The sequence below is a fragment of the Endozoicomonas montiporae CL-33 genome (genome assembly GCF_001583435.1).
GTDB lineage: Bacteria > Pseudomonadota > Gammaproteobacteria > Pseudomonadales > Endozoicomonadaceae > Endozoicomonas_A > Endozoicomonas_A montiporae.
This window is the reverse complement of the sequence record NZ_CP013251.1, coordinates 1,995,012-2,019,882: the sequence shown is the minus strand read 5'-3', so window position 1 is coordinate 2,019,882 and position 24,871 is coordinate 1,995,012. Positions and strand designations below refer to the sequence as shown.

General features: G+C 48.9%; 29 protein-coding genes. 18 read left to right on the top strand and 11 right to left on the bottom strand.

From position 1 onward, the window contains the following. Positions 1–232: 232 nt before the first annotated feature. A complete protein-coding gene (locus EZMO1_RS09125) occupies positions 233–2,941 on the bottom strand; it encodes a toprim domain-containing protein (protein ID WP_034874010.1) in 2,709 nt (902 codons plus the stop codon). A gap of 13 nt (positions 2,942–2,954) precedes the next feature. Beyond that, positions 2,955–3,230 (bottom strand): helix-turn-helix transcriptional regulator, encoded by a 276-nt coding sequence (locus tag EZMO1_RS09120; protein ID WP_034874012.1) that lies wholly within the window; start codon positions 3,228–3,230, stop codon positions 2,955–2,957. A gap of 169 nt (positions 3,231–3,399) precedes the next feature. On the opposite strand from EZMO1_RS09120, the gene EZMO1_RS09115 reads away from it, so the two are divergent. Together EZMO1_RS09115 and EZMO1_RS09110 are read left to right on the top strand one after the other, a co-directional pair. Continuing rightward, a complete protein-coding gene (locus EZMO1_RS09115) occupies positions 3,400–4,011 on the top strand; it encodes an XRE family transcriptional regulator (protein WP_160174023.1) in 612 nt (203 codons plus the stop codon). Next, entirely contained in the window at positions 4,011–5,198 is a 1,188-nt protein-coding gene (locus EZMO1_RS09110; RefSeq protein WP_034874016.1) for a tyrosine-type recombinase/integrase, read from the top strand. The genes EZMO1_RS09115 and EZMO1_RS09110 overlap by 1 nt, the downstream gene beginning before the upstream one ends. A gap of 395 nt (positions 5,199–5,593) precedes the next feature. Here EZMO1_RS09110 and EZMO1_RS26680 read toward each other — a convergent pair whose 3' ends face one another. Then, positions 5,594–5,752 carry a CpsB/CapC family capsule biosynthesis tyrosine phosphatase gene (locus tag EZMO1_RS26680; protein WP_160174024.1) on the bottom strand — a complete coding sequence of 53 codons (159 nt, stop codon included), beginning with the start codon at positions 5,750–5,752 and terminating at the stop codon, positions 5,594–5,596. A gap of 87 nt (positions 5,753–5,839) precedes the next feature. On the opposite strand from EZMO1_RS26680, the gene EZMO1_RS09105 reads away from it, so the two are divergent. From EZMO1_RS09105 to EZMO1_RS09080, 6 genes are all read left to right on the top strand, one after another. After that, a complete protein-coding gene (locus EZMO1_RS09105; protein WP_034874019.1) occupies positions 5,840–6,361 on the top strand; it encodes an ATP-dependent zinc protease family protein in 522 nt (173 codons plus the stop codon). A 2-nt stretch (positions 6,362–6,363) separates the two neighbouring features. Beyond that, positions 6,364–6,915, top strand: a complete 552-nt coding sequence (locus tag EZMO1_RS09100) for a ZrgA family zinc uptake protein (RefSeq protein WP_034874021.1) — start codon at positions 6,364–6,366, stop codon at positions 6,913–6,915. Beyond that, the gene (locus tag EZMO1_RS09095) at positions 6,912–7,625 is read left to right on the top strand and encodes an ABC transporter ATP-binding protein (protein ID WP_034874023.1); all 714 of its coding nucleotides are present in this window, start codon (positions 6,912–6,914) and stop codon (positions 7,623–7,625) included. Before EZMO1_RS09100 ends, EZMO1_RS09095 begins: the two co-directional genes overlap by 4 nt. Beyond that, complete coding sequence (locus EZMO1_RS09090) at positions 7,619–8,803, top strand: ABC transporter permease (RefSeq protein WP_034874025.1); 1,185 nt, start codon at positions 7,619–7,621, stop codon at positions 8,801–8,803. The genes EZMO1_RS09095 and EZMO1_RS09090 overlap by 7 nt, the downstream gene beginning before the upstream one ends. A gap of 104 nt (positions 8,804–8,907) precedes the next feature. Continuing rightward, complete coding sequence (locus EZMO1_RS09085; RefSeq protein WP_034874027.1) at positions 8,908–9,390, top strand: GNAT family N-acetyltransferase; 483 nt, start codon at positions 8,908–8,910, stop codon at positions 9,388–9,390. Between the two features lie 24 nt (positions 9,391–9,414). Further along, positions 9,415–9,738 carry a GNAT family N-acetyltransferase gene (locus tag EZMO1_RS09080; protein ID WP_236631973.1) on the top strand — a complete coding sequence of 108 codons (324 nt, stop codon included), beginning with the start codon at positions 9,415–9,417 and terminating at the stop codon, positions 9,736–9,738. Positions 9,739–9,921: 183 nt separating this feature from the next. Here EZMO1_RS09080 and EZMO1_RS09075 read toward each other — a convergent pair whose 3' ends face one another. Beyond that, the gene (locus EZMO1_RS09075; protein WP_051789595.1) at positions 9,922–10,548 is read right to left on the bottom strand and encodes a TetR/AcrR family transcriptional regulator; all 627 of its coding nucleotides are present in this window, start codon (positions 10,546–10,548) and stop codon (positions 9,922–9,924) included. Positions 10,549–10,650: 102 nt separating this feature from the next. Between EZMO1_RS09075 and EZMO1_RS09070 the strand changes: the two genes are divergently transcribed. The 8 genes from EZMO1_RS09070 (at position 10,651) to EZMO1_RS09040 (ending at position 15,908) form a co-directional block, all read left to right on the top strand. Further along, positions 10,651–11,454, top strand: a complete 804-nt coding sequence (locus EZMO1_RS09070; protein WP_034874029.1) for an SDR family oxidoreductase — start codon at positions 10,651–10,653, stop codon at positions 11,452–11,454. A gap of 43 nt (positions 11,455–11,497) precedes the next feature. Further along, positions 11,498–11,641, top strand: coding sequence for a hypothetical protein (locus EZMO1_RS26675; protein WP_160174025.1), 144 nt, complete (start codon positions 11,498–11,500; stop codon positions 11,639–11,641). A 150-nt stretch (positions 11,642–11,791) separates the two neighbouring features. Then, positions 11,792–12,241, top strand: a complete 450-nt coding sequence (locus EZMO1_RS09065; RefSeq protein WP_061509398.1) for a hypothetical protein — start codon at positions 11,792–11,794, stop codon at positions 12,239–12,241. After that, on the top strand, positions 12,205–13,227 hold the full coding sequence (locus EZMO1_RS09060) for a hypothetical protein (protein WP_145912543.1): 1,023 nt from the start codon (positions 12,205–12,207) through the stop codon (positions 13,225–13,227). Before EZMO1_RS09065 ends, EZMO1_RS09060 begins: the two co-directional genes overlap by 37 nt. An 11-nt stretch (positions 13,228–13,238) precedes the next feature. Next, entirely contained in the window at positions 13,239–14,234 is a 996-nt protein-coding gene (locus EZMO1_RS09055) for a DUF1214 domain-containing protein (RefSeq protein WP_145912542.1), read from the top strand. A 13-nt stretch (positions 14,235–14,247) separates the two neighbouring features. Beyond that, a complete protein-coding gene (locus tag EZMO1_RS27780; RefSeq protein ID WP_034874031.1) occupies positions 14,248–14,940 on the top strand; it encodes a sulfotransferase in 693 nt (230 codons plus the stop codon). Further along, positions 14,910–15,419: a sulfotransferase family protein gene (locus EZMO1_RS27775; protein ID WP_082211777.1), complete on the top strand. Its 510-nt coding sequence runs from the start codon at positions 14,910–14,912 to the stop codon at positions 15,417–15,419. The genes EZMO1_RS27780 and EZMO1_RS27775 overlap by 31 nt, the downstream gene beginning before the upstream one ends. Positions 15,420–15,443: 24 nt before the next feature. Further along, positions 15,444–15,908, top strand: coding sequence for an SRPBCC domain-containing protein (locus EZMO1_RS09040; RefSeq protein WP_051789596.1), 465 nt, complete (start codon positions 15,444–15,446; stop codon positions 15,906–15,908). 58 nt (positions 15,909–15,966) lie between these two features. Here EZMO1_RS09040 and EZMO1_RS09035 read toward each other — a convergent pair whose 3' ends face one another. The 3 genes from EZMO1_RS09035 to cysD are packed head-to-tail and all read right to left on the bottom strand — an operon-like array spanning position 15,967 to position 19,778. After that, positions 15,967–16,926 (bottom strand): acetyltransferase, encoded by a 960-nt coding sequence (locus tag EZMO1_RS09035; protein ID WP_034874035.1) that lies wholly within the window; start codon positions 16,924–16,926, stop codon positions 15,967–15,969. A gap of 45 nt (positions 16,927–16,971) precedes the next feature. Continuing rightward, positions 16,972–18,876 (bottom strand): sulfate adenylyltransferase subunit CysN, encoded by a 1,905-nt coding sequence (gene cysN, locus EZMO1_RS09030; RefSeq protein WP_034874037.1) that lies wholly within the window; start codon positions 18,874–18,876, stop codon positions 16,972–16,974. Further along, positions 18,876–19,778 carry a sulfate adenylyltransferase subunit CysD gene (gene cysD / locus EZMO1_RS09025; RefSeq protein WP_034874039.1) on the bottom strand — a complete coding sequence of 301 codons (903 nt, stop codon included), beginning with the start codon at positions 19,776–19,778 and terminating at the stop codon, positions 18,876–18,878. Before cysD ends, cysN begins: the two co-directional genes overlap by 1 nt. A gap of 287 nt (positions 19,779–20,065) precedes the next feature. On the opposite strand from cysD, the gene EZMO1_RS09020 reads away from it, so the two are divergent. Next, complete coding sequence (locus EZMO1_RS09020; RefSeq protein ID WP_034874041.1) at positions 20,066–20,665, top strand: TetR/AcrR family transcriptional regulator; 600 nt, start codon at positions 20,066–20,068, stop codon at positions 20,663–20,665. Positions 20,666–20,682: 17 nt separating this feature from the next. On the opposite strand, the gene EZMO1_RS09015 is transcribed toward EZMO1_RS09020, so the two are convergent. Further along, the gene (locus EZMO1_RS09015; RefSeq protein WP_034874043.1) at positions 20,683–21,480 is read right to left on the bottom strand and encodes an SDR family NAD(P)-dependent oxidoreductase; all 798 of its coding nucleotides are present in this window, start codon (positions 21,478–21,480) and stop codon (positions 20,683–20,685) included. A 176-nt stretch (positions 21,481–21,656) separates the two neighbouring features. Between EZMO1_RS09015 and EZMO1_RS09010 the strand changes: the two genes are divergently transcribed. After that, positions 21,657–22,496 (top strand): crotonase/enoyl-CoA hydratase family protein, encoded by an 840-nt coding sequence (locus EZMO1_RS09010; RefSeq protein ID WP_034874045.1) that lies wholly within the window; start codon positions 21,657–21,659, stop codon positions 22,494–22,496. A 60-nt stretch (positions 22,497–22,556) separates the two neighbouring features. Here the strand turns inward: EZMO1_RS09010 and EZMO1_RS09005 are convergent, their stop codons facing one another. The 3 genes from EZMO1_RS09005 to EZMO1_RS08995 form a co-directional block, all read right to left on the bottom strand. Continuing rightward, positions 22,557–23,177 carry a dimethyl sulfoxide reductase anchor subunit family protein gene (locus EZMO1_RS09005; protein ID WP_061509394.1) on the bottom strand — a complete coding sequence of 207 codons (621 nt, stop codon included), beginning with the start codon at positions 23,175–23,177 and terminating at the stop codon, positions 22,557–22,559. A gap of 39 nt (positions 23,178–23,216) precedes the next feature. Beyond that, positions 23,217–23,363: a hypothetical protein gene (locus EZMO1_RS26670; RefSeq protein WP_160174026.1), complete on the bottom strand. Its 147-nt coding sequence runs from the start codon at positions 23,361–23,363 to the stop codon at positions 23,217–23,219. 110 nt (positions 23,364–23,473) lie between these two features. Beyond that, on the bottom strand, positions 23,474–24,859 hold the full coding sequence (locus EZMO1_RS08995; RefSeq protein ID WP_145912541.1) for a TadE/TadG family type IV pilus assembly protein: 1,386 nt from the start codon (positions 24,857–24,859) through the stop codon (positions 23,474–23,476). Positions 24,860–24,871: the final 12 nt, after the last annotated feature.

Sequence of the window (24,871 nt, the reverse complement as noted above, 5' to 3'; positions counted from 1 at the left end):
GCTTTCAGCGAAACAGAAGAAGTAATCATTTTGTAATCCTCTCTGGTAACTCAATTACTCTTTAATTACTTAGAAATTACCTTTGTTAAAAAACCTTAAACCCTTTGCTATTCGTGGCTTTCAGCCCTTCTTTGCTTTAGCGATTACCAAAATTACCAATTTCCGACAGCCCCTCTAATGTTCTGGAAGCAGCTCTTTAGCAGGCGCGCCTGCGCGTTAATATCTATGTAATTCATCGTTTCCTTTCCTTTGTAAAAACCCAGCATTTTGTGGTTCTTCCCATCAGACGACTGTCTACAGCTACATGCTTGCCCTTGAAGGCATAGCGCTGGGAATTGGGCAGCAGTTTTCGAAGCTCTCTGAAGTCCAGCCTCTCCTGCCGGTGCATATCTGCGATCTTTTTGAAGTGTTCAAAATTGATGGCAATCAGGTCTGGGTTCTTGCTGTGGTTTACGAAGTCGTCATAAATACCTTCTTCCATACCGTTATATTTGGTGTGGTTGATGAATTCGTATTGATCCCAGAATGATTGAACCAGTGGGTGGTCGTCGGCCAGCCGGTCTTCACGACTATGTGCCCGTTCAAACAGATAAGCCTCCAACATTTGGACATGCTGATCTGTCAGCGCAGGAAACAGAATCTGCAGGGCATAGCCCATCGCTGCAATCTGGCTATGGCACTTGATTACACGCTCGTCTTTCAGGTTTCCGTTGTTAGCGAAACGATCTTCACATTCAGCAAAAGCCTTGAAATATTTATCAAGAATCTTTGCTTCATTTCTTAAGGCTTCATCCAGAAAACCGGACAACTCCTCTGTAGGCATTGATGCCAGGCGGCTGGCTATATCTTTGGTACCAGGCCGATGATGTTTTTTATCAACATGGCAGTGAACGATTCGCTGTAGGAGTGCATCGGATCCGTCCACTTCGTTGTTCTGAGAAATAATTAGGGAAGCCTGGAACAAATGCTCTTCTACTTCGTTATTGCGTCGAGCCACACCGAGTGTGCCCGTACCTCGCCCGTTATAAAGTTTTTTGAAGCGCTCAAAGTCAACGCCCCCTTTTTTAGCGGTGTCTTTGTAATCTGGTGCAGTCCTTTCGGATTCGATCAAAACAACAGGCATATTGGACACATTACTGAAAGTACGGCGCAAACCGGCTGGTGTTGCATCGTTCAAGTCGAAGCCTTCGTAATCCTCCCGGCCCAGTAGCGACCAGCAAAACTCCAGCACAGTGGATTTACCTGCACCAGGGTCTCCGGTGTATTCCATAAAAGGCCAGCTTTTTTGCTGTTTCCGGATTTGCTGAACAAACAGCGATCCCAGAAAAAACGCCAGTAATGACAAACCTTGCCAATGAAATGCGGTCAGGAAGTCAAGTATCCAGTCAGTCTTATGCTCACCACCTGTATGGATTCGTACTGATTTAAGGCTGGTTTTGATGCCTTTGTCCGGCAGGTCAAAATAACCCTGCTTATTCAGGTTTAGCTTTTTGCCGTTTTGAAAGGCGTGATCCTGAAATATCCAGGCATTCACGTCCCGGTCATAACCAAGAAATGGCAAGGAAGTAACACGCTTCATTCGACGGTTCAGCCAGCCATCACGTAAAAACTTCAGCTGCCTGGCATTGCCATCGAATGAACCACCACTGGAATCCAGCAACAGTCCTTTATTAAATGAGGATGGGCTTTCCAGAACCGAGCCTTTGAACTCCACTAATTCACTGGGTGAGCCATTTGAGTAATCGAAGTTGAATACATAGCGGCGCTCACCAAGAATGTCGTCTACCTGTTGATAGAGAAAATCCGGCTTGCAGTTGCAAATCTGGTCAAGTTCGACATTATCAATAAAGGCTTCTTTCCCTTCTTCTGAATCGAGTTTTATTGCCTCTTCGTCTTCATCTTTTTTCTTGTTCTTTTTTCCTGAAAGAGCATCATCGACATCACTTCCAACGGTAAAGCCATAAATTGCACTTCTGTAATCGAGAACAAACTTCCTCATCTTTGTTCGTAAATGGTGGTAGTAGGCTTTATCCTCTGGAGACTCCGCCATAAACATGTGGCCACTGTGGAAACACAGGTCGAAAAATTTGTCGTCCAGCTTCTTTACCCGGTAAAGGTCATCCCAGTCGCCCGATTCTGACTCTGGTGGAGTCAGGGCAACCTTGAAGGATTCACCCATTTTCTTGAGTTTTTCAACGTGTTTTTTGGTGTAGCGTAATCCGCCTGGTTCATTGTCCAGAGCCAGAATCCAAGTAATGCCCTTGCCTTTGTTTTCTTTGATCAGGTTTTCAGGAAAGTTATTACAGCTGAAAGCACCAGCTGCTTTTTTTCCGACATGATGCAGGGCCGTAGCATGGAAGATGCCCTCAACAATCCAGACCTCATCTTTACGATTTATGGAAACACCAGGCGGTAACCAGGCATCGCCTTTATAAATAGAGCCGTCTTTTTTACGCATGCCACCGAAGTTGGCTTTTTGTCCGTCTCCCTTGGTTTTGTCGATCAGTCGTTCCCAGTAACGGGTCTTCTTTTCGTCCAGGTAGAAACGGATGGTGTCGCAGTATTCTCCGGTTTCCGGATTTCGCCAGGCTTCCTGCGAGTACCAGCTGCGGATCCGAGCCAGATCAAAGTGCCGGTTCTGGGAGAGGTAAGCATCAGCCGTAGCCTGGGGATTCTCTTCTGTTTTCGGGAATCGCTTGCTGTAGTTCTCGAACAGTTCCGGCAGCAGGTTTCTGGTGGTTTCTTCATATTGGCAGTTGCCCTCTCTGGAGCACTTCACATTCCAGGGCTGTTTTTTGCGAACAAACAGCATTTTCTTGCCGCATTTCGGATTAGGGCATTTTCCTTTGCGGAGGTACTCGCCCTTATCCTCAAAATCGAAGCGGGAGTCGTTCAGGAGAGCCTGAACAATTTCATCCGCCTGAATTTCTTTGTAATCCATTTACCTGTGCTCCTTATGCCGGTACTGATTCGAGATCAGCCTTGCGAGCCTTGATGGCTTTACTCAGCCCCTTGGGTGTTACCGGCTTTACCTGCTCCAGCAGGCTGGGGTTTTGCTCAATGATCCAGCGGTTGATAACACTGCTAGGCCAAACCTCTTGCCCCAGAACCTTGATCGGGTCAGGGAGCGCGCCTTCCTTACGCCTACGCAGCAGGGTGCTTTTACTGATGTTCAGCAGCTCGCACAGTCCCTTCTGGTTAAAAAGTTTGTCTGTGGCTGTATCAATCATTGCGAGTTACCTATTCGTCATTTAAACTAACTTTCAAGTTATTTGATGCGCTATGAAGCGTTATGGAGCATCATGAAGTAACTTATAGGTAACTTTAAACACGTATAGGTTACTTATCAAGGCAAAAAATCGACATTTTTATAAAAAGGGATGGAATATGGTGGTGTACATGAATGAAGCGGCTAACGAGATGGGCGACAGAATCCAGTTTGCTGTGGATTTTGCGAAAAAACAGGGTAAGGCAGTGCAGGATCTGGTGGCTTATGTTGGCATCACAAAAACCCAGTTGAGCCGCTACATCAAGTCAACCAACGAACCTACTGTTAGCCGGGTGGCTCGCCTGTCTGAATTCAGTGGTGTGGACTTGATCTGGCTGAGTACTGGCGATGGCCACCCATTCGGAAACAGCCCTTATGTCACTATCCGTTTCCATGATGACAGCCCGGAAAAAAGTGGCCCTGTAAAATTTGAGCGCGATTACCTGGAACAGGTGCTCAGGGTGGATCCGGATCAGTGCCTGATGTTCACCAATACCGGCGATGCCATGATCGGGCGCGGGATTTTGAATGGTTGCCAGGTACTGGTTGACCTGCGTCGCCAGCGTGGTGATGACATTTATCTGATTACCGTTCACCAGGACACTATGGTTCGTCGCCTGCAATTTCTCCCGGGTAGCCAGGTAAAAGTCATTTCTGACAATGAAGCCTATGACGATTACACCCTGCCAGCTGAAGATGTGACCGTTGTTGGTCGTGCTGCCTGGATTGGTGGAGGCCGGTAATGTCTCGCACTCTGTACTTCTATGACCCGAAGTCCAAAAACTATATTGGGGAATTTCCCCATGATCCGGAAGTCGGGTTTATTGCCCGCCGCCGTGGTATCCGTCGCAAATTATGCGCTGCCAGTGATGTGGATCATCTGGCAGAGGATGCGCTGGAACGCCATGTCTGGGAGTTATATCTCAGTAAGGAAAGAGAGCTGCGGGATAAACAAAGGAAGGATAAGGCAGAGAAGGATAAAAAGCGGCTGGCCCGTAAGCGGATGCCGGTTTCCACGGCAAAGACCAACTGGGAAAAGGAACTCAAAACCACCAACCACCCGCGCACTGTGAAAGATTATGTGCGCTCGGTGGATATGTATATCGGTGCCGTTGGCGACCATGAGCTGCGGGAGTTCAGCCGCGAGCATAACATCCAGTATTTTGAGCATCTGACTTCCCTGGAATACTGCGGCAAGGTGATCAGCAAAACGACCCAGAACAAGCACATGCGCCATCTGGGTATTTTTCTGAACTGGGCTTATGACCATGAAATTCTCGACAAGCGCCACCGGCTGAAAAAAGCCACTGCGCCCAAGAAAGACATGGACACTTATACCCTGTTTGACCTGAAGCGTGCCCGGGCGCTGATTAAAGACCGGCTGGATACGTACACTCGCCCGAAAGATATTCGAGCAGCACGAAATATGGATCGGGCTTTCATGCTGGCCACCCAGTCGCTTTTGCGACTCGGCCCGATCTGGGCGCTTCGCTTGTCTGACATCGATCTGAAGCGACGAGTGATCCGGATCCGCGAAGTGCCGGAAATTAATTTCTACCCGAAAAAAATGAAATTCCCGAACAAGCCTATCAATGACACCCTGTTCGAGTTTCTGAAAGAAGACCTGAGCCAGCGCAGCCCGAAGGAAAAGTGGTACCTGGATAAAGGCAACGGTGAGCAATGGCTGAAAGAGCGCGGCAACATTTCAATCTATGCCGCAAAAATTTTTACAGCCATCGGCCTGCCCAGAATAAAACCCTTTCACCATGGCATGCGAGCCACCATGATTACCTGGCTTTTGCACAATGAAACCGATCCAAAGGTCGTGCAGCAACTTGCAGACCATAATGATCTGGCCACTACCATGAAATACTTCAACGCCAGAACCATCGACCAGACCATCGCCACAAACGCCATCCCCGAACTCTGAGTGTGTCAAATCCGTGTCAATTTGAATACTGCCACCTGTAATCCCTTGTTTTATATAGATGGTATTGAGGATTCAAAATCCCCCGCTTTCACGAGCGTGGCGGTTCGAGTCCGCCCACCGGTACCATATACGACAAAGCCTGAAGGTTTATTAAACACTTCAGGCTTTTTTTTGTATCTTGCTTCTCTGGTGCAGATACAAATATTCTGAATTGATGCGTAAGTCTTCATGCATTAGCCTATTGAGCTATGACAAAGTGCTGACTGCATCAACCGGAAGCCATAATAATGAAAAAATACAACTCCTTTGCTGAATTCTACCCGTTCTATCTTAGTGAACATTCTAACAACGCCTGTCAAGGTATCCTTCCCGGCTGTAGTTGAACCATAAACTCGTCACTGCCCCGTACCAAAGCGTCCCACATGCATATGCGGTGTACACACAAGGTGCGTGACACCCTGCTTTTGTGCCATCGCCAGCATTTGCAAAGCCATTGCCATGTCCAGTGCTCCATCGTCGATGCCGGGAATGATGTGATTATGAATATCGATCATTCTTATTGTTATCTGTTGAGCACACAGAACTTAAATTTCCGGCCCTGGATCCGATAAAAATACACAGGTTTCTATAGAAAAAATCCTGTGTTCAAACTCATTTCGCTCACCCTGCTGACAAGCCTGCTGATCATCGCTCCATGGTCAGTTAATGAGGCTGAGGCAACCTGTAACTGTTCCAATGACCTGGTCGTGTTTGGCACCTACGAAACGGCATCGCTGGTCAATATTGAGTCCTTACCCGTCGCCACCCTGATTGATACTGGCGCGACCACCACGGCACTGGATGCCCGGAATATAAAAATGTACATCAATCGTCAGGGCAAACGATGGGTGTACTATGACTTCCATCACAAACCCTCCGGCAAAATGGTCTCTATGCATCAGCCGGTCAGTCGGGTCGCGCGAATTATTACCCACTCCGGTTCTCCCAAAGAACGGGCAGTGGTACGCAACACAATCAGTATTGGCAAGACCAAACGTTTTCTGGAAGTGTCGTTAATTGATCGCAGCAATTTCCCTCAGCAGTTGTTGATTGGCAGAAATTTTTTAAACCGAACGGCTCTCGTCAACTCCGGGAAGTCCTATCTGCAAAGCAAGGAGCCATAGCCATGATGCGACGGTTTATATACCTTTTGCCTCTCCTGCTCTTGCCTCTCCTGCTGGCAACGGCTTTCACCCTGAACAATGCCAGTGCTGCGCCTGTTATTCACCGGGCGATCGAGCCCGCCCAGATACTTCTGGACATTACATTGACAAAAAACAACCTGACCCTGTTTCTGAGAGTTCCGGAACAGTCTTTAGGACTTCTGGCTCCCGACGAACCTCAGCAAAGCATTGCACAACGACTGACCGACACCCCCAACCTATGGCATACCAGCCCGAAAGCAGAGTGCAGCCTGAGCAGCCACCGGATTTTTCAGAATCAGTCAGACGACAGTAATGAGTCATCGGGTGACGTCGAAGGGTTCTATGATTTTCACTGCCAGACCCCACAAGCCCTCAAGTCCGTCCAGTCAGACCTGCAAACCGCATTACCCGGCCTGAAGCAGATGAATATCTGGCTGACAACAGATTTCTGGCAAAACAAACAGACCCTGACGCTGCCCGAGAATAGGATCACCATCCATCCAGACACACAATCAGCCAGGAGGGGGCCATGAGCGAAACACTGGCCATTGATATACAGGATCTTAAGCTGGCTTTTAACGGTCGGGACTGTATCGACATTCCATCGCTGCAGATTCACAACGGTGAAGTCGTCTTGTTGTTTGGCGAGAACGGCTCTGGAAAAACGACACTGATGAAGCTGTTATCCGGTTTACTGGAACCAGACAGCGGAAAGGTTCGGGTGCTGGGGCGCAATCTGACCCAAATGAGCCGCAGTGAAAAAGATCACTTTCGGGCAGACCATATTGGTTATGTTTTTCAAAGCCTGAACCTTATGCCTTACCTGACAGCGCTGGAGAATATTCTCCTGCCCTGTGGCTTTTCTCCTCGCAAACAGCAGATCGTCGATAGCGCCGAACTGTCCGGAGAGTATGAAGCCTACCAGCTGATGGCACGCCTAAAGCTGGAAGACCCCATGCGTTTACGTCATAAAACTGACCAACTGAGCAAAGGGCTCCAACAACGGGTCGCCGTAGCCCGCGCACTGATCGGTAATCCCAGCCTGATACTGGCCGACGAGCCGGCCTCTGCCATGGGCAGTTACAGCCAGCGACTGGTCTATGAACTCTTGATTGAGCATGCCAGAGAAAATAACACCACCCTGATCTGTATTACCCACAACAAAGAAGCCAATCCGCTGTTTGAAAGGCATATCAATATGAAAGACATCAACAAAAACGCATTGAGTAACCCGTTATGGTGATACTGCAACTCGTTAAAAACAGTCTTGGACGAAGAAAAACCAAGGCCATAGTGTCACTGCTGGGGCTGGCTTTCAGCACAACACTGCTGTTGGTACTGGTGCATGTAAAAAACAGTATTTCCCAGACCATTGAGCGGGTTACCGGGCAGTCTGACCTGATTGTTGGCGCTCCCTCACAGCCTTCTCATCTGGCACTGTATGGTCTGTTTCGAATCGGCAGCACGCCGCCCGCCATTGACATCAGTGTCTATAAAGCGCTCAGCGAGCATCCTGAGATTGCGTCTGCCATCCCTCTGAGCATCATGGAAAGCCACCGGGGTTTTCCTGTCACCGGTACCACAAACGAGTTGTTTAACCGGTTTGATCGTAATCAACCACTGACGTTTACAGAAGGTGAAGGTTTTAGCCTGCCTGACAGCATCGTTCTGGGCTCTGCGGTGGCTCAGCAGACCGGTTACCAGGTGGGTGAAAGAATGACTCTGGCCAGAGGGATGGAGCCTTCCATTGAGGATGAATACACCAGACCTTTCACCATCACAGGTATATTGGCTCCCACCGGATCGGCTTTAGACAACAGTTTTCTTGCATCCATCAATGACCTTCAGAAAGTACGGGCAGACTTTCAACCGGAACAGCCTGCCGGCAACATAAACCTTATTCTGTTGCAGCTCCACAACCGTCTGGCATTACTGCCCATGGAGCAGCAGATTAAACAAACGGCACCTTCTCCGGTCGAGGTGGTTATTCCTGACCGGGAGCTGGGCTTTATTCAGAACTATGCCAACCAGTTTGCCGACCTGATGATCGCCGTTGTCATGCTGATCACTGTTATGGCACTGATCACCGTGTTCTTCAGCGTTACCAGCAGTCTGGCTGAACGTCGTTATGAAATCGACACCTTGCGAATGCTGGGTGCCCGATCTTATCAGGTCATTGCCATCGGCCTGCTGGAACCGTTTCTTATTATCGGAACTGCGACCATTACAGGCTTTTTTCTATTCAAGGGAATTGTTTTTGGGCTGGAGGGGTTTATGCCCGGAGAATGGCAAGTCTGGATGACTGAACATCCGGCTTCGTTGGAGGAAGTGAAGTTTTTACTGCTGATATTGTTTGTAGGCTCGTTACTGGCAGCTATACCAGCGTGGAAAACCTACGGTCAGTGCACTCATCCCAAGTAGCCAGAATGCTGTCCGAAACATCATGCCTGTATCTTTGGCTAGCCTCTGCTTTTATCATACCCGCTACAGCATCCTTCCAACGTTGTGAATAAAGTGGAAATAGTATGTCTATACAGGTAGTCACCGTTGATTACGCCAATAACAAGCAGGCAGAAGACCTTATTCATCTTCTGAACCACTACGCTGAAGACCCGATCGGTGGCAACCAATCACTCAGCCAGTACACAAAAGACAACCTGGTGTCTGCACTGGCGACTATTCCTCACGCTTTCAGTCTGCTTTGTTATGTTGATGACCAGCCTGCCGGTTTTGCCAATTGTTTTGAAGCGTTTTCAACCTTCAAGTGCAAACCTCTGATCAATATTCACGATCTGGCAGTCAGCCCGGAATTTCGGGGCAGAAAAATTGCAACCATGCTGCTGGAAACCATTGAACACATTGCGCAGGAGAAAGGCTGCTGCAAAGTAACTCTGGAAGTGTTGGAAGGCAACGAACCGGCAAGGAAAGCTTACCTGAAGGCAGGTTTCAGCCCTTACATACTCAATGAACAAAATGGCTCTGCCCAGTTCTGGGAGAAAGAGCTTTAAAGCTTATTTACTTAATAAAACTCTATGATCAGACCTGTTAAGCAGCAAGACGCTGCAGCCATTGCTGGCATTTATAACCCCTATATTCTTGAGACCACCATCACTTTTGAAGAACAGACGGTTTCTGCCGGACAGATCCGTGAACGCATTAACCGGTATAACGAAGCCGGTCTTCCGTGGCTGGTTGCAGAAGAGGAGGGTCAGGTACTGGGTTACGCCTATGCTGCGCCATGGCGGGAACGAAGTGCTTACCGTTTCTCGGTAGAAGTCACTGTCTACCTGAGCAATGAGGCCAAAGGCAGAGGTCTGGGCCAGTCTCTTCTATCAGTCTCTTTTTTCAGAGCTTAAAGCGTCTGGCATCCACGCAGCCATTGCAGGCATTACCCTGCCCAATGCACCCAGCATTGCACTGCACGAAAAAATGGGCATGAAAAAAGTCGCTCACTTTGAGCAGGTGGGATTTAAATTCGATCAGTGGCTGGATGTAGGTTACTGGCAGATAAACCTTAACCAGCCATAAACACAACCGGGTCATGCTGCAGATGCGTCCGCTGCCAGCCCTCCGGCAATAAAATCGATTAACCGCCGGACATAATCCCGGTAATTCTCTCTCTCATCCTGATGCGGACGCAGCGTCATGACATTATCAATATTGGCCAGTCCCTGAAATGTCAGCTCTGCAGCCACCACCCAGCGCTGATGGAGCAGGTTCCGATCCAGTTCGGGTAAGGCGCTTACCAATAACCGGTCAAATATACGAAAGCTTTCTTCTATTACCTCGCTGACCTGTCTGTGGTTCTTCTGGTCAATATACGTCTGGAACAGAAACTTAATGGTTTGCAGACCTTTTTCAGGATTATCGATTATCGGTTCTGCCATGGGTAAAACCAACGCTTCTGTAATCTGTCGCACTTCCGGTTTCACCAGAGTATCCAGCTCGTCGAGCAGTTCTTGCCTGCGCGACAGAACCGGTTTCTGGTCTCGTTCAATCAGTGCTTCAATCAATCCCTGACGGTTACGGAAATGATAATGCAGTGCTGCCACACTGAAACCCGCTTCGGTATTAATCGTACGCAGGGAAACCGCCTCTATACCCTGCCGGGCAAACAGTCGTTCGGCGGTATCAAGGATGACATCCCGTGTTGTCGGTTTACTCATCGACTTATCCTTGTTGGACACTACTGACAACTTATCACTTGATAAGCCGCTTCTTACTTTGTATAACTTATCAGGCGATAAGCAAAACAGAGAATAATAAAAATGCTGCTTAAAGACAAAGTCGTGATTATTTCCGGTATTGGCCCCGGACTTGGGGTAAAGCTCGCTATCGAGGCCGCCAGAGCGGGAGCCAGAGGGTTGGTACTCGGTGCCCGCACAGCCGCCAGCCTGGGTGATGCTGAACAGCGTGTTAACGAGCTTGGCCTTGATTGTGAAATTCTGAAAGTTCCCACCGATATATGCGACCGGGCTCAATGCGATCACCTTGTGAAAGAGTCCCTGAAAGCCTTCAGCCGTGTCGATGCCCTCATTAACAGTGCTTTCTACCACGGTAACTTTGAACCGGTTGAGAGCGCTGATCTGAAAGACTGGCGTCGTGTTATGGACACCAACCTGATCGGCACCATGAACATGACTCAGGCCGTTTTACCCGCCATGAAAGAACAGAAGTCCGGAGCCATCACCATGATCAGCACAATGGCAACCCGTAAACCCTTCGTGCTTGAGTTTGGTGGCGAAGCCGGTTATGCCGCTTCCAAAGGTGCCCTGAACACCACTGTCAAATACCTTGCTAAAGAGCTGGGTCAATATGGCATCAGGGTAAACACTGCCCTGATGGGCTGGATGTGGGGACTGCCAGTGCAAACCTTTGTCAAATTCACAGCAAACAATGAGCAGATATCAGAAGAAGAAGCCATGCAGCAAATTACCCGGAACATTCCTCTGGGTCACATTCCTACGGATACAGACTGCGCCAAAGCCGCACTGTTTCTGGTATCTGATTACGCTTCAGCGGTGACCGGTGCCACTTTAGACGTCAATGGCGGAGAGTTTATGGCGGCATGAGCTGCCTGATCAAGGTATGACCTGATACTGCGTGAGAAAAATAATGAACACAAAAAACGCTGAACAAAAAGTCATCAACGGCACTGTCTGGGATGAGTTCTGTGATGCCCTGAAGCAGGCTGGAAAAATCATCCAGAGTGACAAAGCCCCACAGGACGCTTTCAACCAGGCAGAAGGCTATCGATAGGGTGAAAGTCTCATACTGACCATTTTTTCTGGGCTTGCCGTCCGTGGTTTATACAGCAGCTACAAATTTTCTCTGGACTTACATAGGAACGGCCAAACACCGCTATGATGGTTACTGTAAAAGATACCGCAACAGTGAAAGGCCGCCCCGATGCAAGTATGTCAGCCACTAGCTGAAGCCGCCAATTTTTCTTGTCATGCTATCCAACAGCTTGAGCAAAAACTGGCCGTTCTTCGTCAGGAACACAGCCCAATCAAGCACTTTGAAGACTATGAAGGTGAGATCCATAAACTCTTTATCGAAGCAGAGCAAAGCGTTCTGGCAGAAGACCTGACCGGGCTTGATATTGACGTTCCTGCGATTGAGGTAAGCGGTGTCTGTTACCATCGGGTGTTGCGATCTTCAGAAACTTATCAATCCGCTGTCGGCCCTGTCCGGGTTTTGCGTACGCTCTATCGTAACGGTAAGGATCACTCTATCATCCCTTTGGAGCTACAGGCAGGTATTGTAGAGGGTATTGGACACCAAAAGCAGCTAAACAAGCTGTCTGGATGGTTGCGCAAATGCCTCCCGGAGAGGCTAAAAGCCTACTTGATCTGATAGGGAACATGACGCCCTCGGAAAGCTCTCTGGCCAGACTACCCAAAAAGTTCAATGCGCAGTGGGAACCCAATAGGGAAGCCTTTGAAGACTTTCTCTGGGAAAGCGTCAAGGTTCCTGAAGAAGCTGTGACTGCCGCCGCTTCTCTTGATGGCGTCATGTTGCCGATGAAAGATGGTAAACGTCAGGAAAAGCGGGAACAGAATAGAGTCGATGGCAAGCGAACCCGTGGCCCTGCTGGCTGTCAGGAGGCCAGTTGTGGAACATTGTCGTTTTACGATGCACAGGGTGAACGCCTCTCAACGGTCAGGATGAGTCGAATGCCTGAAAGCAAGAAAGTGACTTTGAAACAATCACTCTCCGCACTCCTGAGCGAAGCTCTTCGACAGAGGCCAGATCTGACGCTTGTTAAAGTCGCTGATGGGGCAAAAGACAACTGGACCTACCTTGCCAATGAACTCCCTGAAGGTCACGAGGTTGTAGACTTCTATCATGCCGCAGAGCACCTGAAGAAAGCGTTTGACCTGTCCTATGGTGAAAACAGCAACAAATCCAGAGAAAAGTTCATCACCTATCGCCACATCCTCAAAGAGGAGCCCGAAGGTGTTGAAAAAGTCATCAAAGCTCTGGCTTACCAGCATAAACGACACCCTCGTCGATCGAAGTTGAAAACAGAGCTGGAGTACTTCAGAAGTAATCGAACCCGCATGAACTATGCTGAACACTTGTCGCACAACTTGCCAATAGGCTCAGGGGTTATTGAGGCTACTTGTAAAACCTTGGTAACGCAGCGAATGAAGTGTTCTGGAATGAGGTGGCGGCATCCCGGAGGCCAAGGTATTTTGACAGCAAGGTCATTAATTCAGAGTGGCATGTTCGACAATGGCTGGAAGTTACTGGCGGTGACCTACTGCGCCAAGGTCACGGAAGTGGGTATGGACAATGTCATCCCATTCCCCATGCAGAAAGGTGACTTGGAATTATAGTACCAGTCAATATGAGACTTTCACCCTATCGATACCTCACCCGCCTGCTACGCGGCGGACTGGAAAGTTTTCTGGAGCATAACGACCCGATGTTCCCACACCTGCGCTGTGGTTGTCATGAGACCATCAAGCTGGGTGTCGATAACCCCGACAACCGCTACGAAAGCGCCCGAATCAACCCAGAATACGACTATAGAATCACCGGTAGCCGGGGCTCTGTTGATTATCTGGGCTTCAGTGCCATCATCAATAAATACGCAAGCGGTGGGAGCATGGAAACCACGGGGTTTCTCGACTCCGGAGACATTCAGATAGAAGACGACGGTTCCTTTGAAATCATCGTCAGCCAGAAAGAACAGGAGGGCAACTGGTTACGTATGTCCCCTGACACCAATGCTATTAATGTGCGACAGACGTTTCAGGACCGGATCAATGAAACCGCAGCAAAACTGAAAATCGAACGAATCGGTTCAGAAAGCCATCGTCCGGAGCCATTAACCGCTGAGAAACTTGAGCAGGGATTAAACGGTGCCGTCCGTTTTTTACAGGGCGCTGCCAATATGTTTGAAAACTGGAGTGAATCCTTCCTTCCCACCCTCAACACACTGCCACCCGCTGATCAGGAATACTGCCAGTTCATTGGTGGTGACCCGAATATTTATTACTTCCACAGTGCCTGGCAACTGGAAGACGACGAGGTACTGGTGATCGAAGCGCCTGAGATTCCCCAGTGCCAGACCTGGAATTTCCAGCTCGACAACTGGTGGATGGAATCTCTTGATTACCGCCATCACAACATCCATGTCAATAAACATACCGCTCATTACGAACCCGATGGCAGCGTCAGACTGGTGATTTCCCATACGGACCCCGGCGCACCCAACTGGATTGAAACGGCTGGACACAACATTGGAACCATGTGCTGGCGCTGGATTGCCGCTGACCATCATCCGGAGCTGAAAACCCGGGTGCTCAAGCTGACAGAACTGAAAGAAACCTGTCTTTGAAAGGAACTGAATCATGCTTGCTGAAAAAACCGTCGTGACACTCAATGCCGACGATGTGATTGCCCGGGCCATAAAGAACACCGGTTTCAAAGACTTTGGCACAGAACCCTTTCGGGAAGGGCTGGACGCTCTGGTTAAAACCTATGACAACCTGATTAAAGACCCTGCCGGACGAAAAGAGTGTCGCAACCGGGTTATCCGACTACTGGAAACCAGACTGCGGTGGGAACAGAGTTACAGGCAAATTCCGGATATCGGAAAACAGGACATCAAGGCGCCGGTGTTTGTTACCGGTCTTCCCCGTTCAGGTACTTCGGCTCTGCTGAACCTGTTGGCGGCGGCACCGGAAAACCGCGCACCTCTGCAATGGGAAATACAGTTCCCCTATGTGTTTCCCAGCTCGCAGCCCGGTGACGAAGATCCCCGTTATCCTTTTCTGGTTCAGGCACTGGCTTCTGAAGAATTCAAGGATTTTCAGAAAATTCATTACATTGATGCCGACACACCGGAAGAGTGCGTCATGCTGCATGCTTTTGCCTTTGATGGCGCACAGCTGGGTTTTGAAGGTCTGTTTGAACCTTACGGCAGCTGGTTCAAATCCAGAAACCTCGAGTCTCTTTACCGGCATGAAAAAAAGCAGCTGCAAATGCTGAACTGGCGCAACCCGGGTAAGCAATGGTTACTCAAAGCACCGTCGCATATGTGAGGCTGGACGCGATCATGACCGTCTTTCCTGATGCCCGGTTTATCTGGTGTCATCGTGACCCCAAACACGTTATTCCATCGATCAACAGTCTGAACAGGGCCGTGATGTCCATGTACGCCAGGGACTACAGTCACCTTGATGCTCACGATATTGGTCGCAAGGTTATGGAATGGTATGCCAGCTCACTGGAGCGGGCACTAAAAGTCAGGGCCACATTGCCGGAGGAACTGTTTATTGACTGTTCCCAACAGGAGTTTGTTGAGCAGCCTATGGCATTGGTGGAGAAAGTGTATAGCCACTTCAACTTCCATCTGACTGACGCCTCGCGGAACGCAATGCAGAAACACATCGACGACAACCCGAAAAACAAGCATGGAAAGCATGAATACGACTTCGCCAGCTTTGGGCTGACTGCCGACATGATTGATGAGCGATTCGCATTCTATACCCGGGACAAGCGTTTTCCGATCAGCGACTGACAGCGTATAAAAAGGAAACAGACAATGATTACTGAGAATTCGGTGTCTTCTGAGACAGTCACCATCAATGCGCCCGTTGAAGTCGTCTGGGACATTCTGGTCAACTTCAGTGATTACCATAAGTGGAACAGGTTCTGCCCTAAAGCCGAGGCAACACTGGAGATAGGTTCCCCCATTGTCATGATGGTTGAACTCGGATTTGGCTTGCAGGAGCAGATCGAATACATCACCCGGATTGAGCCCAATGAACTGATAGCCTGGGCAATGGCTAATAACGCTGGTGACCCGATACACGCCGTTCGTACCCAGCAGCTGACCAGACTGGATGACAACCGTTGTCTTTATCAATCCGTTGATGACTTCAGGGGTTCTGACCCGGAAACCATGAAGAAGATGCTGGATTTAATGGGCAAACCGGTAGAGGACGGTTTCAACCTATGTGCCAGCGGGCTGAAGGAATACGCTGAGAAAGTGGCCTGTGCCGTCTGAACCATACTGCCTGAAACCAGGGCAACCTTTCGTTGCCCTGCCTCCATTCAACGATAATTCAAAGATACTGCTCAACCAGTTTACTGACAAACTGTTCCAGAGATGCGGCTGGCAGATGATTAATACCAGCCGCAGCCGCACGACCACCGCCGGTAACAAACTGACGACACAGATCAGCCGCACCAGACTTGCGATTTAAGGGTGCCCGTACACTGACCTGATAGTGTCCGTCTGCTTTTTCTGTGACAACCGCATGGGCACGATCAGGCGACTGGTTAGCAAGATCATTGCCAAAAACCCCACCCACTCTGCGTGCCCAGGGGGCATCCGGTAGAATATAGACAGCACAGCTTTCTGTCGTATATTCAGGCTGCAACAACCAGGCGGCGTCCATATCATTGCTGTAACCATCCCTCAGCAAAGCAAACTCTTTGCTGCTCTCATGAATAAATGACAATGGATGATCATAAGGCAACAAGATTCGATACAGGTCATCAGGCTTGAAGTGCAGCTCCTCAAGAGAGGAGCCATAGCCGTTGTAGTTGATGTAAATACCCAGTTCTTCCAGCTTCCGGGTCTCATCTGCCGACAGCCCTGATTTCCTTGCCAGAGATCGGGCACTGTTTTTCAGGTTATCCCCAAATGCCCCGACAACAGCCCAGCTAGCGCAGGCTCCCTGCAAATGCTGATTCACCAGAAGGCTGGTACAGATATCCGGCGCTTCATTAATAATGGTTGTCAGCTGCCTGCTTTCAGGCACCGAACCGGCAAAATGGTGATCGACATAAAAAACCTGAACCCCATTGCCTAACAACCGGTTGAGCCCATCAAGGTTTTTTTCCATGGAAATATCCAGAACCGTCACCTGATCGCCTGACCCTGCCGTCACCTGATCAAGCAAGGCAATATCCCGCTTCACACCGGTAACCAGCACCGAATCAACGGGGTTGACTTGCCGAAGCTGAAGCAAAGAGCAGATACCATCAGCATCACCATTGAAGACATCGTAGTAAGTCACATTAAGCCTCTATTTTTTAGCCTCAATTATTGACAGGAAATAGCTTCAGGTCGTCAGAAAGCCTTCTCTGTCGAGATAGCTGACAATCCGGTCTGCAATTTTTTCCGGCGACAGTTCCAGAGTCTTAATATGGATTTCCGGCTTAAGCGGAGCTTCATAAGGGCTGTCCAGTCCTGTGAAATTTTTTATCAACCCTTTACGAGCCTTATGGTACAACCCTTTAGGGTCACGCTTTTCACAAGCCTCCAGGGGTGTATCAATGAATACTTCAATAAAACGGCTGGCTCCACATAACTCCCTTGCCTGCTGCCGGTCAGCACGAAAAGGTGAAATAAAGCAGCTCAGGGTAATCAATCCGGCATCGGTCATCAGATTGGCAACCTCACTGATGCGACGAATGTTTTCTACCCGATCTTTTTTGGTAAAGCCAAGGTCTTTATTCAAACCATGCCGTACATTATCACCATCCAGCGTATAGGTGTGATTGCCGCGGGCAAACAGCTTTTTTTCCACCAGATTGGCAATCGTTGATTTACCTGAGCCGGACAAACCGGTGAACCACAGAACCACTGGCTTTTGTTCTTTTGCCCGGGCTCGGGCAGCCTGATCCAGATCCAGTGCGTGCCAATGAACGTTCGCAGCATTATCCAGCCCCCGTCGTAACATGCCACAGCCAACGGTTTTATTGGTAATGCGATCAACAATGACAAAACTGCCCATACTGCGGGTATCTTCATACGGGTCAAAGGCAATGTCTTCGGTCAGTGCCAGCTCGCAGCGAGCCACTTCGTTCAGGGTCAGGACTTCAGCGTCCTGCTGTTCAAGGGTATTCACATTGATCTTATAAGTAATGTCAGTCAGGCGGCCCGGCACAGTGTTGTTTTCCAGCCGGATGAGGTAAGGACGGTTTAAAACCATTTCATGGTCGTCCATCCATAGAATATCCGTGGCAAAACTGTTTGTGACTTCAGGCCTGGCCTTCGCGGCTGCCAGCACATCCCCTCTGGAAATATCAATTTCATCTTCCAGGGTAATCGTGACAGCCTGTTCACAGATCGCTGCTGGTAACTCGCCGTCGTACGTCACAATACTTTTAACACAACTGCGTTTACCTCCTGGCAATGCGACAATATCATCGCCTACCTTTACGCTTCCTGCTGCTATCGTGCCTGAGAATCCTCGAAAGTCGAGATCAGGACGATTGACCCACTGCACAGGCATCCGGAAATCTTTATCCGTATTTTCCTGTGTCACATCCACCTGTTCCAGAAACTCCATCAGTGCAGGCCCCTGATACCAACCTGTCTGTCCGGAATGCTGCAGGATATTGTCGCCCTTCAGCGCTGAAATGGGGATTGCAGTGATATCGCTAAAGCCCAGCTTTTCAGCAAACGACTGATAATCCTGCCTGATGGCATCAAAGGTTGTCTGTGAATAGTCCACCAGATCCATCTTGTTCACAGCCAGCACAACATGGCGAATGCCCAGCAATGAAGCAATATAACTGTGTCGTCGGGTCTGGGTCAGAACGCCTTTTCGGGCATCAATCAGAATAATGGCAAGATCAGCCGTGGAAGCACCGGTTGCCATATTCCGGGTATATTGTTCATGACCGGGCGTATCGGCAATAATGAACTTGCGGTTATCCGTTGAAAAATAACGATAGGCAACATCAATCGTAATTCCCTGTTCCCGTTCTGCCGCCAGACCGTCCACCAGCAAGGCAAGGTCCATCGCTTCTCCGGTGGTTCCGGATTGTTTACTGTCTGCTTCCAGTGCTGCCAGCTGATCTTCGAAAATCATCTTGGCATCAAACAACAGGCGACCAATCAGGGTACTCTTGCCATCATCGACACTGCCACAGGTAATCAGCCGCATGAAACTCTTATGCTCCTGTTCGGTCAGATAAGCATCGATATCGGTTGCGATAAGATCGGATACATGTGCCATCAGAAATACCCCTCCTGTTTTTTCTCTTCCATGGATGCACCATGATCCTGATCGATCACCCTGCCCTGTCGTTCTGACGTTGTCGTTAGCAGCATTTCCTGAATAATATCAGACAGTGTCTCAGCCTCAGACTCCACAGCACCCGTCAGCGGATAACAACCCAGCGTGCGAAAACGTACCTTGCGCATTTCAATGCGTTCATGGTCGCGCAACTCAAAACGATCATCATCCACCATGATCAATGCATCGTCGCGCTTCACCACCGGACGAACTCTGGCTCGATACAAAGGTACAATCGGGATACCTTCCTGATGGATATATTGCCAGATATCCAGCTCCGTCCAGTTAGACAGTGGAAATACCCTCATGCTTTCGCCTTTATGAATACGGCTGTTGTAGGTTCGCCATAGCTCCGGAGTCTGATTTTTAGGGTCCCAGCGGTGCTGATCACTGCGAAAAGAAAAGATTCGTTCTTTCGCCCGGGATTTCTCTTCATCACGACGCGCACCACCAAAAGCGGCGTCAAACTGATACTTATCCAGCGCCTGCTTTAGTGACTGGGTCTTCATGACGTCGGTATGCACGGCAGAACCATGCGTCAATGGTCCAATGCCCTGCTCGACCCCTTCCTGATTGATATGAACGATCAGATCAAGCTTCAGATCTTTCGCGAGGTTATCGCGAAACTCGATCATTTCCTGAAATTTCCAGGTGGTATCAACATGCAAAATGGGAAAAGGAGGCTGTGAAGGGTAAAAAGCTTTCATCGCCAGATGCAGCAAAACCGAAGAGTCTTTGCCAATAGAGTACAGTAATACCGGGTTTCGGCTCTCGCTGACCACTTCCCGGAAGATATGGATACTCTCCGCCTCAAGACGTTGAAGGTGAGTAAGGGATTTCATCCGATGCTAACTCCGTTCAGAGCAAGCCATAACATGCGCTTGGTTTTTATTATTATTTTATCCCGTAGCTGTCAGGCAAGGATGCCTGCGTCCGGGGTGTTCGCTACAGAAAAACATTCAATTCTATAGAGCTAAAGAAATTCTATAGAGCTATTTAAATAAAGAAAAGACTTTTGTTCGCAAATCGGTAAAAGCGCCAACAAGTGGATTTCTGAAGTTGCATCAGGCGGGTATACTCTTCCGCATAAAAAGAAGCTTACATCAGTACGATATTCAGGGAGTCTCGATTGGCTGATACAAAAAAACGATACGACAGGCGTTATCTGGCAGCGGTAGATGCAGCAGCTGCGGTGTTTGCAGACAAAGGCTTTCATGGCGCAGCCACTGCTGACATTGCCGAAAAACTCGAAATCAAGCAGGGCAGTCTGTATTACTACTTCAAGTCCAAAGAAGCAGCACTGGAAGCCGTGTGTCTGGAAGGTATCAGACATCAGGTCAGTTACCTTGAGTCATTGTATGAGGCCAACCTGCCATTACAGCAAACCATCCGGCAACTTCTGGATTACATTCTGAACTCGCTTAAAGAACGAGCCAATTACATGCTGGTTTTTGACAACGAACGACAATCAATTCCAATAGAGAACCGGGGAAAAATACGCCAGCAGTCCCATATTTATCACAAGCTACTGGAAAAACTATTTTCCCGTGCCCAGCAGCAGGGGGAATTGAAAGCACATCTGGATGTTTATGTCTCGGTCAGAGCCTTTACCGGGCTGATTACGTCGATCTCCAGCTGGTATCACCGTGAGCAGGAAATCGACCTGAGCGATGTCGCCAGACAATTCAGTGACATATTTCTGGATGGCAGCCTGGCTAACCGTCGCTAAGCTGCCGGAATACAGGTTTAAATCGCCCGGACAATACCGCCTTCAACACGCAGCGACTGACCATTCATCGCCCGGTTGCTGGTCAGATAAACCGTGGCTTTAGCCACCTCTTCCACAGAGACAAAACGCTGCAGCAACGAGGTGGGTTCGTGGTCAGCAAAGTAATTGCTGATCAGCTCATCCGTTGGCTTGCCTTCCTTTTCTGCCAGCGTATCAAAGTAATTCTCCACACCATCAGTCCAGGTCGGTCCGGGCAGTACAGAGTTAACCGTCACATCCTTGCCTTTGGTCAGCTCAGACAGGGCACGGGACAGTGACAACAATGCGGTTTTCGTCACCGAGTAATGCACCATCTGACCCAGAGGCTTGATTGCACACTCAGACGACACATTAACAATACGTCCAAAACCACGCTCCAACATATCGGGCAGAATGGCGCGGGACAGACGAACGGCACTCATAATGTTGACATTGAAGTAATGCATCCATTCCTCATCGGTAATGGTTTCAAAGGCTTTTACTTCAAAAATACCGGTGTTGTTGACAAGAATATCAACACCGCCATCAGCATTCAGGCGCTCAATCAGTGCCGCCGCCTGCCGGGCATCGGACAAATCAGCGGCGGCCACTTTTACACGACCTTCAGCCTTGTATTCAGCCGCCAGTTCATCAGCAATGGCCTTGCAGCGAGCGTCGTCACGACCATTAATGTAAACGACAGCACCTTCCTTCAGATAAGCCACCGCAATCGCCTTGCCAATACCACTGGTAGAACCCGTCACCAGTACTTTTTTACCCGCTAAATCCAGATCCATGATCATTCCAGAAAAGAAAAAAGCCGAGTGTAAGGGCAAGCCATCATAATTAAAAATTAATTCTTATGATGATTTTCATAACATTCCGTTATTAACGACGATCACTGACAGGATTGACAGTCTATCGCCAGCTTCTTATTGTGGACGGCGGCAAATAATAAGAAGCGGATAATGAAATGGCCTATAAAAGTTTACTCGTCACCATTGAAGCCGGTATTGCGTCCATCGAACTGAACCGTCCGGATAAGCGTAATGCCATGAATCTGGATTTCTGGCGTGAGTTCCCTGAAGCCATTCGAACCATCGATACCGAAGCCAGTGCGCGGGTGATTGTGATATCCGGCACTGGCTCCCTGTTTTGTGCCGGTATGGATCTGGAAGTGTTTATGAACCCGCCCGCCAAACTGGTCTCTGGCGAAGAAGGCCGCCGCAAAGAAAACCTCAGGCGTATGGTGATGCAGTTGCAGGATTGCTTCACGGCACTGGAAACCATTCGAATTCCGGTTCTGGCTGCTGTCCATGGCGGCTGTATTGGTGGCGGCATTAACCTGATCAGTGCCGCCGACTGCCGCTACGCAACAGAAGACGCTTATTTCTCGGTCAAGGAAACAAAGCTGGGAATGACAGCAGACCTCGGGGTACTGCAACGCCTGCCCAAAGTGATGCCGGAAGGTCTGGCGCGGGAACTGGCTTATACCGGACGCAAGTTATCATCCGCAGAAGCGCTTCGATCAGGACTGGTCAACACCGTCTACCCTGATAAAAACACCATGATGCAGCAGGTAATGGACATTGCACGACAAATTGCCGGCAATTCTCCTCTGGCGGTTTCCGGCAGTAAAGAAATGATGAATTTTGCCCGGGACCACTCCGTTGCCGATGGTTTGAAGTATATGGCTACCTGGCAAAGCGGTATGTTCCAGCCCGGAGAAATGGCCATTGCCCTGCAGGCCAGTGCCATGAGAACCGAGGCTGAATTTGAAGACCTGTGGACGGTCACACCGCCTCTAGAATAATTTCAACTCCAGAGGGCGAGCGCTGTGCTTGCCCTCACACTATTTCCGACACACTTGAGTCTACCAATGTACGGGCGTCACCATAGAACTGTAAAACGACACGCGCCCTGCTACTTCACCACTCAGAATCAGCAACATCACCAGAAAGACCCACTCGGGCTTATAACGGTTTGAATTGCCTGCCATAACAAATAACAAGGCACCGCCCAGCACGGTTCCCACCAGCTGATACATCGTCATCCAGTTATGCGTAGCAAATTTATCGATATGCCGGACAAAGAGTGTCACCACAACCAGAGTGGCAAGCACACTCAGCCCCAGCAGGTAACGAATGGTGGATGGAACCACCAGATTGTCATAAGCCCTTATAAAAACGATCACCGTGGTGATGCCAAGCACCAGTACGGTACAAAGGAAGGTCAGATGCGTCAGAACCGTATTCCATTCAGGTCGGGACGGAAGCAATGCATACACATGAGCCGACATCAGAACGGCCATTATGCCTGTTATACTGGTCACCACCCCCATCCACTGATGAAAGGGTTTTCTGGAATCATGGTTATGAGACACCATCCATAGTGTTGTGCAAACATTAAGCACCAGCAAAGCCAGCAGTTCACGACTCAGCCATGAATGCCCGAAACCCGACAGCACATTCATCGCAAGCAGCCAACTGTCCAAGTGACTGAACAGGCAGACAGAACCAATAAAGCAGGCCAGTCAAATCAGAGCAACCACCGTTTTGGCATTCCACTGATGCTTATTCACGCCAGGCAGGCTACGGTAAATGGTCACGGCCAGAACAGCACCTACGCTCCACTGGCAAAGAATGGTGAAGAACACAAGAGACAGTTGGTATTTACTCATGTATGGGCATCATCATATCAGCACTATTGCGACAGTTTACCTGCCGCCAGAAAACCGTTAATTGCCGAAAATCAACATTTGATACCATCTATCAATGGAATGCCAAATCCTCAACTAGGATTGCTGTTATAGCCCCTGTCATACAAATGCCCTATTTCCTCTGCAATCAGGTATAAAATCAAACGTCGAATGTCGTCATCATTATCCGCCATATAAACATTCTCGATGCCGGCGCACTGATTGATATTGGCATTCCCCTTAATGTTGTAGCCTGCGCCAAAACCTATGGCGGCTATTTTCGACTGCACCTGAATAGTTTCTGACGGTTCTTTACTATTTGGTACCGTCAAGCTGTTAAGTTTTTTTCGTATCACACTGCAATAATCCTGTTCCAGCAGCTCTTGATGGATAGTATTAACATCGGCTGATAACCATTTTTTACACTTACCTGACTTTTTCTTGTAGGACGTGCACCAATAAAGCTTTCCTTTATCCTTGCCATCAGATAAAACAATTATCAGCCTTCTTGGGTTAACAAGTTTTGGATAAGGCTGATTAGCAAGCTGTGCTGACCTGATTATCCCCTCGAAAGATGCCGTTCCGTGGTTCGCCGTCATCTCCTTCAGTTCTTTAATCAAACTGTCAGCATTATTTGTAGAATCTATTGTGTGAAAATTCGCTTTATCGCCCTTGAAATTCTCCAGGGCGGAACCGGCTAGCTTAATACACTCTTTCTCATCAAACATTTTCTCAACATTTGTCTTACTGTCCGAATAAATAGCTTGTTGTACACGACAGAGGGTACCTGAAGAGTCATAATCCCTTGTTGTCAGGTTAAAGGGTATTAAAGCTATTGTATTTTCGACATCATAAATCCTTGATTGCTTCTCGAGTTCCTCTGCAACATCCTTAACAACAGCCATCAATTTATTAATGCGATTGCTTTCGTCATCCGGCCTTTGAGAACAGCTTTCGCTACAATCCCAGTCAAAATTCATCGACCCGGAAAAATCCGCCACCAAAAACACATCAACCGCACCCACACCCTGATATTTTCGGGACACCGCTTTGGATGACACCCTAACCGACCGATCAAAACCAAAACCACTTTCCGAAAACCCGGGAAACCAGCTTTGAAACGTTGCCACAGCACTAACTTCATACTCGGTAAAACGATCCGGCTGATTCGGATCACACACATTGCGATTATCCTCACAGTCAGTACGTTTCACCTGAACCTGTGAAATGCCGGCATTTGGTACCAAGGCTTCTATATAGGTGGTGGCAAGACGCCGGTTTTTTTCAGCATCCAGCTCATCACGGGCACTTAATGCCAGACTGGCGACTTCTACAGCATCCCCGACATCGGCCTTGACTCTTAAAAATCGCGCACCCTCAACGCCCAGCACCAGCATACCCATCAGAACCGGTAGCATAATGGCAAATAAAATGACCGCGACACCCCGTTGTCTAACTTTGCTTGCTATCGGCTTCATAACAACCTCCGA

Coding starts and splice junctions, on each gene's coding strand:
- EZMO1_RS09125 (WP_034874010.1), bottom strand. CDS start 2,941: ATGGATTACAAAGAAATTCAGGCGGATGAAATTGTTCAGGCTCTCCTG.
- EZMO1_RS09120 (WP_034874012.1), bottom strand. CDS start 3,230: ATGATTGATACAGCCACAGACAAACTTTTTAACCAGAAGGGACTGTGC.
- EZMO1_RS09115 (WP_160174023.1), top strand. CDS start 3,400: ATGAATGAAGCGGCTAACGAGATGGGCGACAGAATCCAGTTTGCTGTG.
- EZMO1_RS09110 (WP_034874016.1), top strand. CDS start 4,011: ATGTCTCGCACTCTGTACTTCTATGACCCGAAGTCCAAAAACTATATT.
- EZMO1_RS26680 (WP_160174024.1), bottom strand. CDS start 5,752: ATGATCGATATTCATAATCACATCATTCCCGGCATCGACGATGGAGCA.
- EZMO1_RS09100 (WP_034874021.1), top strand. CDS start 6,364: ATGATGCGACGGTTTATATACCTTTTGCCTCTCCTGCTCTTGCCTCTC.
- EZMO1_RS09095 (WP_034874023.1), top strand. CDS start 6,912: ATGAGCGAAACACTGGCCATTGATATACAGGATCTTAAGCTGGCTTTT.
- EZMO1_RS09090 (WP_034874025.1), top strand. CDS start 7,619: ATGGTGATACTGCAACTCGTTAAAAACAGTCTTGGACGAAGAAAAACC.
- EZMO1_RS09085 (WP_034874027.1), top strand. CDS start 8,908: ATGTCTATACAGGTAGTCACCGTTGATTACGCCAATAACAAGCAGGCA.
- EZMO1_RS09080 (WP_236631973.1), top strand. CDS start 9,415: ATGATCAGACCTGTTAAGCAGCAAGACGCTGCAGCCATTGCTGGCATT.
- EZMO1_RS09075 (WP_051789595.1), bottom strand. CDS start 10,548: ATGAGTAAACCGACAACACGGGATGTCATCCTTGATACCGCCGAACGA.
- EZMO1_RS09070 (WP_034874029.1), top strand. CDS start 10,651: ATGCTGCTTAAAGACAAAGTCGTGATTATTTCCGGTATTGGCCCCGGA.
- EZMO1_RS26675 (WP_160174025.1), top strand. CDS start 11,498: ATGAACACAAAAAACGCTGAACAAAAAGTCATCAACGGCACTGTCTGG.
- EZMO1_RS09065 (WP_061509398.1), top strand. CDS start 11,792: ATGCAAGTATGTCAGCCACTAGCTGAAGCCGCCAATTTTTCTTGTCAT.
- EZMO1_RS09060 (WP_145912543.1), top strand. CDS start 12,205: ATGCCTCCCGGAGAGGCTAAAAGCCTACTTGATCTGATAGGGAACATG.
- EZMO1_RS09055 (WP_145912542.1), top strand. CDS start 13,239: ATGAGACTTTCACCCTATCGATACCTCACCCGCCTGCTACGCGGCGGA.
- EZMO1_RS27780 (WP_034874031.1), top strand. CDS start 14,248: ATGCTTGCTGAAAAAACCGTCGTGACACTCAATGCCGACGATGTGATT.
- EZMO1_RS27775 (WP_082211777.1), top strand. CDS start 14,910: ATGGTTACTCAAAGCACCGTCGCATATGTGAGGCTGGACGCGATCATG.
- EZMO1_RS09040 (WP_051789596.1), top strand. CDS start 15,444: ATGATTACTGAGAATTCGGTGTCTTCTGAGACAGTCACCATCAATGCG.
- cysN (WP_034874037.1), bottom strand. CDS start 18,876: ATGGCACATGTATCCGATCTTATCGCAACCGATATCGATGCTTATCTG.
- cysD (WP_034874039.1), bottom strand. CDS start 19,778: ATGAAATCCCTTACTCACCTTCAACGTCTTGAGGCGGAGAGTATCCAT.
- EZMO1_RS09015 (WP_034874043.1), bottom strand. CDS start 21,480: ATGGATCTGGATTTAGCGGGTAAAAAAGTACTGGTGACGGGTTCTACC.
- EZMO1_RS09010 (WP_034874045.1), top strand. CDS start 21,657: ATGGCCTATAAAAGTTTACTCGTCACCATTGAAGCCGGTATTGCGTCC.
- EZMO1_RS26670 (WP_160174026.1), bottom strand. CDS start 23,363: ATGAGTAAATACCAACTGTCTCTTGTGTTCTTCACCATTCTTTGCCAG.
- EZMO1_RS08995 (WP_145912541.1), bottom strand. CDS start 24,859: ATGAAGCCGATAGCAAGCAAAGTTAGACAACGGGGTGTCGCGGTCATT.